Source organism: Streptacidiphilus sp. PAMC 29251, from assembly GCF_054208735.2.
In genome coordinates, this window is the sequence record NZ_CM135725.2 from 1453313 (window position 1) to 1465527 (window position 12215).

Annotated in this window: 11 protein-coding genes and 1 pseudogene; 2 read left to right on the forward strand and 10 right to left on the reverse strand. The window is 70.9% G+C overall.

Annotation, left to right across the window (positions count from 1 at the left end):
- Positions 1 to 92 precede the first annotated feature (92 nt).
- On the forward strand, positions 93 to 659 hold the full coding sequence (locus tag ACXKR8_RS06850) for a hypothetical protein (protein WP_458271994.1): 567 nt from the start codon (positions 93 to 95) through the stop codon (positions 657 to 659).
- Positions 660 to 679: 20 nt separating this feature from the next.
- Here ACXKR8_RS06850 and ACXKR8_RS06855 read toward each other — a convergent pair whose 3' ends face one another.
- The 6 genes and pseudogenes from ACXKR8_RS06855 to ACXKR8_RS06880 form a co-directional block, all read right to left on the reverse strand.
- Positions 680 to 1195, reverse strand: coding sequence for a CGNR zinc finger domain-containing protein (locus ACXKR8_RS06855; protein WP_458271995.1), 516 nt, complete (start codon positions 1193 to 1195; stop codon positions 680 to 682).
- A gap of 66 nt (positions 1196 to 1261) precedes the next feature.
- Positions 1262 to 2200, reverse strand: coding sequence for an SLAC1 family transporter (locus ACXKR8_RS06860; RefSeq protein WP_458271996.1), 939 nt, complete (start codon positions 2198 to 2200; stop codon positions 1262 to 1264).
- Positions 2201 to 2271: 71 nt separating this feature from the next.
- Positions 2272 to 3258, reverse strand: a complete 987-nt coding sequence (locus tag ACXKR8_RS06865; protein ID WP_458271997.1) for a zinc-dependent alcohol dehydrogenase family protein — start codon at positions 3256 to 3258, stop codon at positions 2272 to 2274.
- Positions 3259 to 3314: 56 nt separating this feature from the next.
- A complete protein-coding gene (locus tag ACXKR8_RS06870; protein ID WP_458274915.1) occupies positions 3315 to 3746 on the reverse strand; it encodes a nuclear transport factor 2 family protein in 432 nt (143 codons plus the stop codon).
- Positions 3720 to 4607: pseudogene (locus tag ACXKR8_RS06875) on the reverse strand (alpha/beta fold hydrolase); the annotation flags it as partial. The gene ACXKR8_RS06870 and the pseudogene ACXKR8_RS06875, both read right to left, overlap by 27 nt.
- A 144-nt stretch (positions 4608 to 4751) precedes the next feature.
- Positions 4752 to 6125: a helix-turn-helix domain-containing protein gene (locus tag ACXKR8_RS06880; RefSeq protein ID WP_458271998.1), complete on the reverse strand. Its 1374-nt coding sequence runs from the start codon at positions 6123 to 6125 to the stop codon at positions 4752 to 4754.
- A gap of 692 nt (positions 6126 to 6817) precedes the next feature.
- On the opposite strand from ACXKR8_RS06880, the gene ACXKR8_RS06885 reads away from it, so the two are divergent.
- Entirely contained in the window at positions 6818 to 7297 is a 480-nt protein-coding gene (locus ACXKR8_RS06885) for a hypothetical protein (protein WP_458271999.1), read from the forward strand.
- Between the two features lie 146 nt (positions 7298 to 7443).
- On the opposite strand, the gene ACXKR8_RS06890 is transcribed toward ACXKR8_RS06885, so the two are convergent.
- From ACXKR8_RS06890 to melA, 4 genes are all read right to left on the reverse strand, one after another.
- Positions 7444 to 7800: an STAS domain-containing protein gene (locus ACXKR8_RS06890; protein ID WP_458272000.1), complete on the reverse strand. Its 357-nt coding sequence runs from the start codon at positions 7798 to 7800 to the stop codon at positions 7444 to 7446.
- A gap of 518 nt (positions 7801 to 8318) precedes the next feature.
- Positions 8319 to 9641, reverse strand: a complete 1323-nt coding sequence (locus ACXKR8_RS06895; RefSeq protein WP_458270346.1) for an IS4 family transposase — start codon at positions 9639 to 9641, stop codon at positions 8319 to 8321.
- Positions 9642 to 9951: 310 nt separating this feature from the next.
- On the reverse strand, positions 9952 to 10794 hold the full coding sequence (locus ACXKR8_RS06900) for a carbohydrate kinase family protein (protein ID WP_462100663.1): 843 nt from the start codon (positions 10792 to 10794) through the stop codon (positions 9952 to 9954).
- Positions 10795 to 10888: 94 nt separating this feature from the next.
- Positions 10889 to 12211, reverse strand: a complete 1323-nt coding sequence (melA, locus tag ACXKR8_RS06905) for an alpha-glucosidase/alpha-galactosidase (RefSeq protein ID WP_458274916.1) — start codon at positions 12209 to 12211, stop codon at positions 10889 to 10891.
- Positions 12212 to 12215 lie beyond the last annotated feature (4 nt).

A 12215-nucleotide genomic window follows, 5' to 3' on the forward strand; every position in this document is an offset into this window, starting at 1 on the left:
GATGTGCCGATACGTCAGTACTCCGCGCACGCCGGCCACACAATGACCGCATGAGAATGTATGCGCAGACGTCTGCCCGCAGGACCCGGCAGGTGGTTGCCGACCTGTCCGCCATCGCCGTGATCACCCTGGCGGTGTGGTTCGCCCTCCTGATCCACAAGACGATCATGCTGCTCGCCGGGCCGGGACGGGCCGCCGAGAGCGCGGGCAACCAGCTGGCCGGCGGACTGGGCGACGCCGGCAACGCGGCCTCCAAGGTGCCGTTCGTGGGAGACACCCTGAAGAAGCCCCTGCTGTCGGCGGCCGGGGCCGGCCACGACCTGGCCCAGGCGGCCCAGGCCGAACAGAACTCGGTCCGCGACCTGGCGTTCCTGGTCGCCCTGGTGCTGATCGTGGTTCCGGTGCTCACGGTACTGCTGCTGTGGCTGCCGCCGCGGCTGCACTGGATGCGTGCGGCGAACCGGGCGCACACCCTGCTCACCCGCCCCGGCGGCGCCGACCTGTTCGCACTGCGGGCCCTCAACGGCCCGCTGCGGGACCTGGCCCGGGTGGACGCCCCGGACGGGGACCTGGTGGGCGCCTGGCGCCGCGGCGACGAGGCCGTGATCAAAGACCTCTGCCGACTGGGCCTCCGCCAAGTCGGCCTCCGCCACGGCTGAACGCCCACGGCAACTGCTGCTCACTTCTCCGTAGACGCCAGGCCGGCGGCTCGGGCGCGGTGTCGGCGGGCCTTCATCCGGTTTCCGCAGACCTCCATGGAGCACCAGCGGCCGGTGTTGTTGCGGGAACGGTCCAGCAGAAAGCGTCGGCAGTCGTGGTTCTCGCACGGGCGCAGCCGGCCCGGCGCCTCCTGCTCGACCGCCGCCCAGGCCAGCACCAGCCGGGCGGGCGCGCCGTCCGCGCCCGTGAGCTGCCAGCGCAGCCCGTCCTCGTCCAGCACGGGCAGCCTGCGCACACCGTCGAGGTCACCGGACAGCGCCGACGCGGGCAGGTCCGCTCTGACGACGCCCTGCAGCAGGTCGCGTACCCGGCGCAGCTCCTGCACCTTGGGCCGGCCGTGGGCCAGGCCGTGCCCGGCGAGCCAGGCCGACGTGACCTCGTCGTCCGCGAAGCGGTCCCCGGTGCTGGGGGTGCTGTCGAGCACCTCCAGCAGCAGGGCGACGTCGTCCAGGGCCTTGTCGTCCTCGGATCCCACGTCGGCACCACCTTTCTCCGGTAACCTTCTTATTCTACCTGAATGGTTATCCGCCTTCCGCGACGGTCAGAGCTGACGGCGCCCCAGCGCGATCAGCGTGCGGACGGCGATCCCGCCGACCAGTGCGGTGGCGGCGGCCAGGACCAGCCAGGTGTAGACGAGATGACCGGCCGGGTGGCCTGCGTCGATCCAGTGCAGGGTCGCGCTGGCGACCGCGGCCCAGGAGAAGGTGAAGGCCCAGGTGCTGGGGGTGAACTTCAGCCGGAGGAACAGCGGCAGCAGCCGCACTTGGGCCAGCACCATCAGCAGGCCGTAGCCGGCCAGGCCGGCGGCGACGATGTCGATGCGGTCACCGTTGATCGCGAAGTAGGCCAGTGAGGCCACCGCCGCCGGTGCCACCTCGATGGCCAGGGTCGGCAGCAGCGGCGCCGGCAGGGCGGGCCGGAAGAGGAGGCGGCCCAGGATCATCGATCCCAGGACCAGCCAGCAGATCACCCCGAGGCCGAGCATCACCTCGGCCAGTCGGCGCTGGCCGACCTCGGCAGCGGAGGCCGAGGCGACCAGGCCGCCGGCCACGGTGGGCAGGAAGTAGCCGGGGTGCAGCTTGTCCAGCTCCAGCGGGCCGTAGATCCACTGGCCGGTGAACCAGCCGCCGAGCAGGACCGTGAGGCCGAGGAACACGTCGACCACGACCCGGCCGGCGGTCTGCGCGTGCGGCGCCAGACCCTGGGCCGCGAGCAGCATCGGGGTGACCACCGCGAGCGAGGCGAACGGCCCGGCGATGTGGTCCAGCAGGTCGGCGCTCAGTCGGCCGCGCCCGGAGGCCGCGTACCGCAGGTAGAACGCGAGGGTGACCAGCCACACGGCCGCCGACAGCGCGAGCAGCACATCGCCCACCGCGCGGGGGGCGTGCCCCTGATGGGCGGCGGTCACCCAGGTGCCGGCGAGACCGGCCAGCCCGAAGGACATGCCGAAGAAGTTGAGTGGGATCCGTCGAGCAGCCATCGTTGACTCCTCCGGTGCCGTCCCCGGCACCATGTCGTAAGGGTCGATTGAGACCTGGGGGTTCTTCGTGCTCACTCGGCGATGTCGATGACGATCTTCCCTGCCGCCGCGCCCTGCTCCACCGCATCGTGGGCGTCGCCGACCGAGGAGAGGTCGAACCGCCGGGGGTCGACGCGCGGTGTGAGTGTTCCGCTGTCGACCAGGGGGGCCGCGGCGGCGAGGATCTCCCCGTGGTGGGTCCGGCCTTCGCCGGTGAGCATGGGGAGGAGGGCGAAGATGCCGGAGTAGGTGGCACCGCGGAAGGACAGCGGTGCGATGCTGGGGTTGCCCCAGCCCAGCGCGCTCACCACGTGCCCGGTGTGGACGCGTACCGCGGTGAAGGAAGCTTCGAGGGTGGCTCCGCCGACGGTGTCGAAGACGATGTCGAAGCCCTCGCCGTCGGTGTGCCGGGCGAGGTACTCCTCGGGCGTGGTGGCGGTGTAGTCGATCGGCGTGGCACCCAGTTGTTCGATGGTCTCCAGGCTGCGGGCGGATCCGGTGGCGTACACCTGGGCGCCGCGTGCCAGGGCGAGTTGGACGGCGATGTGTCCGATGCCGCCGGCTCCGCCGTGGACCAGGACCTTCTGTCCTTCGTGCACCCGGGCCCGGTCCACCAGGCCCTCCCAGGCGGTGATGGCGGCCAGTGGCAGTGCGGCTGCCTGCCGCGGGCTCAGGGCCGCGGGCCTGTGCGCCAGCAGTCGGGCGTCGACCGCCGCGTACTCGGCGAGCGAGCCCTGGAGCGTGCCGACTCCGCCGGTGAGCCCGTAGACCTGGTCGCCCGGGGCGAACCCGGTGACGCCCGTGCCGACCTGTTCGACGACGCCGGCCAGGTCCAGGCCGAGGACGGCGGGCAGCCGGCTCTGGGCGTGGGCGGCCTTCCCGGCCCGGATCTTGGTGTCCAGGGGGTTCACCCCACTCGCCTGGACCCGCACCAGCACCCGCCCCGGGCCGGCGGACGGGATGGGGATCTCGCTCAGGACCAGGGGGCTGCCGAACTGCTCCAGTACTGCCGCTCGCATGGGATCGCCTTTTCTCGCTGTCGCTTGTCGATGGGGTGCCAGGAAGGGTTCAGTCGTCAGCGGATGAAGTAGGCGTTCATCATGGCGATGTCCGTCAGATAGGTCTCGATGCGGATGATCTTGCCGTCGCGCAGAGCGAGCACCGACACGAGGTGCTCGTCGAGGATTCGGCCGTCCTGCTGGCCGGTGTTGTGCAGGATCAGTGCCACCGCATCGCGCCCGGCGGTGACGTGCTCGATCTGGATGTCCAGGCCGTACCCGGCCATGGCCGCGAACCGCTCGAAGATCGCATCGATGCCGCGGGCCGTCCCGGAGACCGCGTTGTCGCCCGGCAGGACCCACTCCACCTCGTCGTGCAGCAGTGCCCGCAGCCGTACCGGGTCCTTGGCCGCCTGCGCGGCGCGGAACTCCTCCCCGACCGCGTACAGCGCGGCCGGATCGTCCCGCTGCTCGGAGACCAGCAGGGTGCGGCCGAGGAAGTCCTCCATCAGACTGGCGGCCTGGTCAAGCTGGGACTCCAGCAGGAAGTGGCCGCCGTCGAGCAGGTGGACCTCGGCCGCGGGCAGGTCACGGATGAAGGCGCGGGCTCCGGCCGGGGCGAAGATCTCGTCGTTGCGGCCCCAGACGGCCAGCAGCGGCACCTGCGAGCTGCGGAAGTACTCGTGCACGGCGGGGTAGAGGGCGACATTGGTGGGATAGTCGGCGAACAGCGCCAGCTGCACCTCGGAGTTGCCCGGCCGGTTGACCAGGGCGTGGTCGTGCCACCAGGTGTCGGGGCTGACCACACTCGGGTCCGGCACCCCGTGGGTGTACTGCCAGTGGATGTTCTCCACGCTCAGGACGCCGAGCAGCGGCGCGGCGTTCTCCGGCGTCCTGTCCTTGGCGTAGCGCCACAGCGGGGCCCAGAAGGAGTCGACGAAACCCTCCTCGTAGGCGTTGCCGTTCTGCGTGATGACCGCGGTCACGTGCTGCGGGTTCCGCAGGGCGAGCCGCCAGCCCACCGGGGCGCCGTAGTCCTGGACGTAGAGCGCATACCGGTCCACGCCGAGCTGCGACAGCAACCCGGCGGTGATGTCGGTGAGCCTGTCGAAGGTGTAGTCGAACTCGGACACGGCGGGCGCGCTGCTCAACCCGAAGCCGATCAGATCCGGCGCCAGCACGTGGTACTGCCGGGCCAGCCGGGGGATCAGGTCGCGGAACATGAACGAACTCGTCGGCGCGCCGTGCAGCAGCACGAGGGTGGGCGCCGCCGGATCCCCCGCCTCGCGGTAGAAGACCTCCAGGCCGTCCACCTGCACGGTGCGGTGGTGCGTCACGGGAGTTGCCGGGGTGGTGGCCGTGGTGTTCATGAGTAACTTCCTCTGCCGACTTAAAAGGTTACTAGCAGAGGACCACAATCACCGTAACCTGTCAAATATTCCTTGATGGTTACGCACGGCAGACAGCCGGCCCGGCGTCCAAGCCGCCCGCGCCGCAGGTACGCGAGCCTTCGGCTACGCGTGAGGGCCGGCCTCACACCAGAGGGCCCGTTGCGCGAACCACAGGTCGTGGGCAGCGCTGGGAGACCGCAGCAGCGATCGTTCGAGCAGCGACTCGCTCCGCGCCAGGCGCTTGCGTACCGCGGACACCGAGATGGACAGCGCGGTGGCCGTGGGGCCGATGCGGGCGTCAAGACTCAGCCAGGTGGTGAGGGTCTGTGCGATGCAGGCCGGGACGTCCGGTGCGGTGACAGGTCGCAGCTGCTGTCGGGCCCATACCGCGACGCGGGGCAGCGCCAGCAACTCGTCCAGGGTGGGCGGAGGCAGCGGCGGAGGCGGGGCCTGCACGGCGACGGTTCGGACAGCGAGTGCCAGCGCGGCCTGGTCACCGAGCCGGTGCAGGTCCAGGCCGAGCAGTTCCTGGACGCAGGCCAGGCGCGCGCTCAGCGTATTCCGGTGGATCTTCAGGTGGGCGGTCGCACTGGAGTGGAAGCTGAGCCAGGACGCGGCGGTGGCCAGCAGTTCCGTGCAGTCGGGGTCCTGTGGCCGCTTGGCGCGGTGCGCGCGGACCGGCGCGAGGAAGGTCTCGGCCCAGGCCGAGGCGGCGGGCCCGATGGTCAGTGCCAGATCCGGGCCGGCGGCGAACGAGGCCTGTCGTTCGCAGCGGTCACGCGCGGCGGCCAGGGCGTGGAACGCCTGGGCGTAACAGGTCGCGGCCTCCCGCAGGGGCAGGGCGTCACTCTCCCCGATCCAGCAGGCAGCGGCCACGTCGGCCGGCCACACCCGGGTCGGGGCGCTGTCACCCGGCGCGATCACGAGAATGTGGTCGGCATACACCGGGCAGGGCACGATCCACGCGTCCTCCGCCGCTTCGGCCAGTTCCTCGGCCAGTTGACGGCGGATCTGCGGCGGACCCTCGATGACGTACACGCGAACCGTCGCGGGCAGATCCGGGCCCAGTGCGCCCGCCACCTGGCGCGCGACCGAGGTATGACCATTGATCAGCAGGTGCAGGACCGCTTCGCGAGTCCGGGCGTCGGCGGCCTTCAGTCGACGCTGCAGCCGACCGGTGTGTTCCGCCGACCAGGTCAGACCCAGCACCGAGCTGGCGTCCGCGAGCAGAAGCGGCAGGCCGGGTGGCGTCGGCCGTGGCACCACGGCGGCGAGAAGCGGTGCGTGGGCGCCCCGCGACCCCGGGAGCGGTCCCGGGAGCGGCCCCTGGAGCGGTCCCTGGAGCGGGAGGACGATGCAGGTGAGCCCGTCCTGGTCCAGGGCGACGGACCCTAATCGCCGCTCAGCCAACTCCCGTGCACCGCGCAGCGCGAGGGCCCGCTCACCCTCGCCCGGGGCGGCAGGGCAGGAGTGGGTCGGGGCCCCTGCGGCGTCCATCAGGAGGACGGTGGCCCCTGTGCGTCCCCGCAGCCAGCGAAGGACCGACTCGGTCCCGCCCTTGCGCGCGGCACGCTGCATATCGAGCAGGTCGTCAGCTCGTCGGACCCGTCCTGGCGCTGCCGCGTCCGTCCGCAGATCACCGTGCACGTGGCCCCCCGAGAGACATTCGCTGGTCGGTCGGCCGCACTGTAGCCAGGTGCCGACAGGAGCACAACGGGTTCTCGCTGTGCAGACTGGCACCGCAGGGCCCGCCTCACCGTGCAGTGGCAGCCTTCAGGCAGCCCGGCACCGCGATACGTTCTCCTTGGCTGCCGGGGGAGAGCCTGATCGGGAGCGCCGCCAGGCCGTCATCACCGCCTGCCTGGCGGCAACCTCCGGGTGCGAACGGCTCCCTCCTTGGTACTGCCCTTCCCACGCCCTTTGACCTCACCGGGCCTGACCGCGCCGGCCCCGACGGTCTCAGCGACATCGTCGGGCGGTAGGTATTGCCCGGTCCTCCGGCACCGTGACATCCGAGTTCACCTACCGAGGAGGCGAACGGAAGGGCGCCCTCCGCAGTCGGTCGCTGTGATCCGGGCCACGGGGATGCCTGCCTCTTGGCAAGTCCGCGCAGTCGCGCTAGTTTTTGAGCAGTCGCTCAAATCTTTGCGCGTCAGCCAGTCCGACCTCGCCCCCGGAGCCGATGCCTTATGGATGCACCGCACTTCACTGGACGTCAGCAGCAGATCCCCGGCCACAGCGGCAGCCGCTGGGACGGTGACCTGTACGTGGGCTTGGCGCTGGCTTCCGGCGTGGCCGTCCTCCTCCTCGCTCTGCTGCTGCCGATCGAAACCAGTGAAACCGACCGGCCCGGTGTCCAACCCCGGTACAGCCTCTACCACATGAACGGCCCGATGGTGCTGCTGCCTGCCGCGATCCCGCTGGTGGTGGCCCTCCTGGTCGGCATCGTGCTGTACGTCGGCCGGCACGGCGACCGGAGTTGGACGCTGCCCGTGGCCTGGACCCTGTCCGGCGCTCTGCTCTGCGCCGCCGTCGTCGGTTTCCTGACCTTCCTGATCGGTCTCTTCGTGATCCCGACCGGCGGGCTGCTGGCCGCCGCCACCGGTCTGGCCCAGAGCGCCCGACCGCGGCGTGCAGCACCGGGTCTCGGCGCTGTGCCGCAACCGTAGGCACGGTGGCCGCAGGGTCTCCCGCAGCGCCGGCTCGTCCACCTGGATCACCGCGGTCCCCGCACAGCCGCCCCTCCACTGCCGGGTGGTTGACAGTGGGCGCCGTGGTCCGCGACCGACCCGCACAGGTCGCGCGCAAGCGGCCGCTACCCGAGGGGCGGCGCGGCGCCGTCGCGAGTGGGGCCGTCCAGGGTGGAGATGATCTGGTCGACACCGCACATGGACAGCAGTCGCTTGATCGGATCCGTGGGTGAGAGCAGGACCAGCGACCCCCCTGCGTTCATGGCCTGGCGCAGGATCCGCAGCAGGGCGTTGAGGCCCATGGAGTCGCAGAAGGCGACCTGTGCCATTTCCAGGACCAGATCCCGGTGGCCCGCCTCGATCAGTGCCGCGGCCGCGGCGGTCAGCGTGTCGCCGCCGCCGAGGTCGAGGTCCCCCGCGAGCGCCAGCACGGCGCGCGTTCCCTGCTGCTGCCGCACCTGGAGAGTCAACGCTGAGGACATGATCCGGGCTCCGTGCAGAGTGAGGGGCGGCCAGAGCGGAGGGTGACGCAGCACTGGTGAGCGGGTACGGGACCACATTATGTCCTCAACAGCCGGTATGTGTTTCTTGCCCACGGGTCCGCATGAGGTGGCCCGACCGGGACAGGAGTCCCAGCGGGCAGCAATCCCGCTGTTTCGGTTGATACAGGTGGTTTTCCCACCTACCGGCGAAGGGTGATTCCGTGGAGAACGGCATGTGGGGCTACCAGACGAACTCCGGCTACCAGGCCGGGGCGGACCTGAGCGGATACAAGGTCGAGGCGACCGACGGCCATATCGGCAAGGTCGACAAGCACTCCGAGGACGTCGACGCCGGTTACATCGTGGTCGACACCGGGCCGTGGATCTTCGGCAAGCACGTCCTGCTCCCGGCCGGAACCATCACCGGCGTGGACAGCACCAACCAGATCGTCCAGGTCGGCCGGACCAAGGACGAGATCAAGAACCAACGCCGTGTAGTTAGGGCGGCCGGGGCCGTGTCAAGGGTCGCTTGTGAGCATGGTGACGCTGATCGTGGCTTTGTAGGTGGCTCGGTCGATGACGGGTCCGCGTGCGTTGTACTTGGAGATCGCTCGTTTGACGATCCGGTCTTTGGTGCGGACCCGCCGTGCGGGCAGTAGATGAGCCAGCACATGGCGGCCGATGGCTCCGACCAGGTCGATCACGGTCTCGGTTGTGGTGCCCGCGGCCAGGACGAGCTGGTCGCGGGCGGCAGACAGGGCGACGGTGAAGCCGGCCCGGTCCGGGTCGGTGCCAGGGACGCTGTCGGTCGCGTCCGTCATGGCGGTCCGCAGGACCTGATAGGCGACCAGCAGCGCCCAGATCTCCTGCTCGACCCCGGCCGGTGTGCGGGCGCGCAGGACGCGTCCGCCGAGGATTGTGGATTTCAGCTCCGCGTAGGTCGTCTCGACCTCCCAGCGTTCGTGATAGAGCCGTATGAGTTCGGCGGCCGGGTGCGTCGAGGGGTCGGTGAGGGTGGTCAGCAGCCGGTAGTGGCCAGTGCGGACGCCTTTGGAGGTGACGATGCTGATCTCGGCGTCGATGACCCGCACGGTCAGCGCGCCGAGCCGGGCCAGGAACGAGCCGTCGCTGCAGCGGGCCACCGGCGGCAGCCTGCGAGCGGACTTGCACCGCACCAAGAGGTGCGCACCGCTGGCGGCCAAGCGGTTCAGCAGATCGGTGGCGGCGAAGTTCCGGTCGCCCAGCAGTAGCATCCCGGCATGCAGGTCGCCTGCCAGCCGGCCCGCGTACTCCAGCTCGCCGGTGGTGGCCGGGCCGAACGCCGCCCCGATCACCGCCCTGGTTCCACAGGCCACCAATGCCGCCAGCCGGACCTGCGGATAGCCTCCGGAGCCGTTGTTGCACCGCTGCTTGGTGAACAGCGTGAGGTTCGCCGGAGTGTCCGGCACGGGCAACAGCGTGCCGTCGACCGCCACCACCAGCAGCCCGCGCCAGCGGGCCTGGACCGCTGTCGTCGCCACCGGCCCACGTACCAGATCGAACAGCGCCTTCAATGGCGCCGCCCCCAGGCGCTGGCGGGCCTGACGCAATGCGCCGGCGCTCGGCCTGACCGGCGCCGGGCCCGCCAGGCCCGCGCACAGCCGGTCGAAGACCTGCTGATAGCCCAGCCCGGCGAACAACGCCCCGGCCAGCAGGAGATACACGGTCACTCGCGCCGGCAGCAGCCGGACCCGCCGCTGGACCGCCCTCGTCCCCGCCAGTACCTCATCGACCATTTCGAACGGCACGATCCGAGTCAACTCGCCCAGATGGCCCGGCGCGAACGGCCCTACCGCAGCCACGACTTCACAAGGGATGACAGAATCAGCACGCAACGGAGCTCCTGCAGAACAGTGATCTTGGCAGACACGGTTCTAACAGGAGCTCCGTTCATGCATCAGGCGACTTGACACACCAGCCTCATGCCTAACTACACGGCGTTGGATCAAGAACTCCCCCGAGTTCGACAAGGACAAGCACACCGGCGACGCCGACTACCACCAGCAGGTCGGCACCTACTACGACAACGGCATGCCGCACAGCTGACCTGCCGGTACACGCAGGGCGGGGCCCGCACGGCGGAACTGTGCGGGCCCCGCCCTGCGTCTGCCTTCATGCCCTCAGCAGATCGCGAGCGGCCTTGGCCTCGGCGGCGTCGGGCTGGGCGGCGGTGCCGCCGGGGGCACGGGTGGAGAGGGCCCCGCAGACGCAGCCCAGGCCCATGGCCCCGGCAAGGTCCCCCGAGCCCGATCCCGAACCTGAGCCCAACCAGCCCGCCAGGAATCCGGCGTCGAAGCTGTCCCCGGCCCCCACCGTGTCGACCGGCCGGACCTCGGCGCCGCGGACCTCCAGCAGCTCACCCCGCTGCAGCGTCACAACTCCGTCCCGGCCCCGTTTCACCACCGGCACGGGTCCGGCCGCAGCCAGCGCGGCCAGCGCCTGCTCAACCGAGCTGGTTCCGGTCAGCGCCAGCGCCTCGGCTTCGTTCGGCAGCACCAGGTCGCAGGCGGCGAGCAGGCCGGGGGCCAGCTTCCAGCCCCGGGCCGGGTCGTCGTTGGTGTCCAGCGAGGTGGTGCTGCCGGCCGCCCGCGCCGCCCGGAAGTGCGCCGGGAGGAGCGGGGCGAGCGCGGGCTGCAAGAAATACGAGGCGGCATGGACATGCCAGGCCCGGGGCAGTTCGGCCGGGGCGAAGTGCGGCAGGCAGCCGGGGGCGGTGAGGATGGCCCGGTCGCCGTCGGGCCGGTTGAGGCAGACGGTGAGCGCGGTGGGCAGGGCGGGGTGCCGGACGCAGGCGCTGATGTCCACTCCCGCGCTGGACAGGGTGTCGAGGACGAAGTCCCCGGCCGCGTCCCGGCCGACCATGGCGGCCAGCGCCGTGGACAGGCCCAGCCGGGCGGCTCCGTGCGCGACGATCGCCGCCGATCCGCCCAGGGCGAGGGTTCCGGCCTCGACCAGCGTCTCGGCCTGGCCGAACGGGGGTGCCTCCGGGCTCCGCCGACCAGCACGTCCGGGTTGGCGTCGCCGACCACCAGCAGGTCATGACGAACCATCAGCGAGCCTCTGCCCGAAGCGAGTTGCGCAGTTCAACGGGCAGCGCATCGCCATGGGCGGCGGCCATGTCGTCGCACAGGGACCAGATCTGATCAGTCGTCAGAGCGGCCGCCGTGGCCGGGTCGCACATCGCGGCGTGCCGGATGTGCCGGGGGTCGCCCTGCACCGCGGCGGCCACGGTCAGTTCCACCACATTGAGGAAGCTCCGGTTGAGCGCCGCGAGTTGCGCCGGCAGTGCGCCCACGTGGTGCGGGTGGACCCCGAGCCGGTCGAGGGTGGCCGGGACCTCGACCGCCGCGCCCTCGGGCAGGTTGGTGATCAGGCCGGTGTTGGTGGTGGTCACCTGGATGGTGCGCTGCTCGCCGGTGACCAGACTGTGGATGACCTGCGGGGCGTACTCGGCCGCCTCGGTCGCCTCCGGATCCTCGCCCAGCTCCTGGCCGGCGGCCAGGGCGTCGCGGACCCGGGCGTACTCCGCCAGGTTCTCCTCACTGATCCCCGCGTAGCCGCGCACCGGGATCCGCAGCCGGTCGATCTCCTCGGCGTGGCGCAGATACCAGGGCACGTACTCCGAGGAGTGCTCGCTGGTCTCGGTGGGAAAGCGGCCCAGCCTCCGGTACATGTCCACCCGGACCCGGCGTCGGAGCTCCGGGTCGCGGGCGATCGCCTCGTCCAGCGCGGGGTAGAGGTCACGGCCCCGGTGCTCCCAACGCAGGATCCAGCCCTGGTGGTTGACCCCCGCCGAGAGCACGTCCACCTCCTCGTGCGGGACGCCGACGATGGCGCAGAGGTCGTGCACGGTCCAGAACACCGAGTGGCACAGTCCCACCGCCTTGACCCGCGGCGCGATCGCGGCGAGGTACTGGAGGTTCATCGCCATCGGGTTGGTGTAGTTGAGCAGCCAGGTGTCCGGGCAGATTGCGGCGATGTCCTCGGCCAGGCCGCGCAGCAGCGGGAAGGTGCGCAGGGCGCGGAAGATGCCGCCGATGCCGAGGGTGTCGCCGATGGTCTGCCGCAGACCGTAGGCCTGCGGGACGTCGAAGTCCGTCAGTACGGCCCGGTGGCCGCCGACGGCGACCATGTTGACCACGACATCGGCGCCTTCGAGCGCCGTGCGGCGGTCGGTGCTGGCGGTGACGACCGGCTTGGCGTCGTACTGCCGTGCGGTCAGCTCGGCCAGCCCCTGGGCGACCCGCAGCCGTTCCGGGTCGATGTCGTGCAGGGACAGGCGCACGTCGCGGAGTTCGGGGAAGGACAGGATGTCCCGCAGCAGCTGGCGGGTGAACACGACCGATCCAGCGCCGACAAAGGCGATGCGAATCACG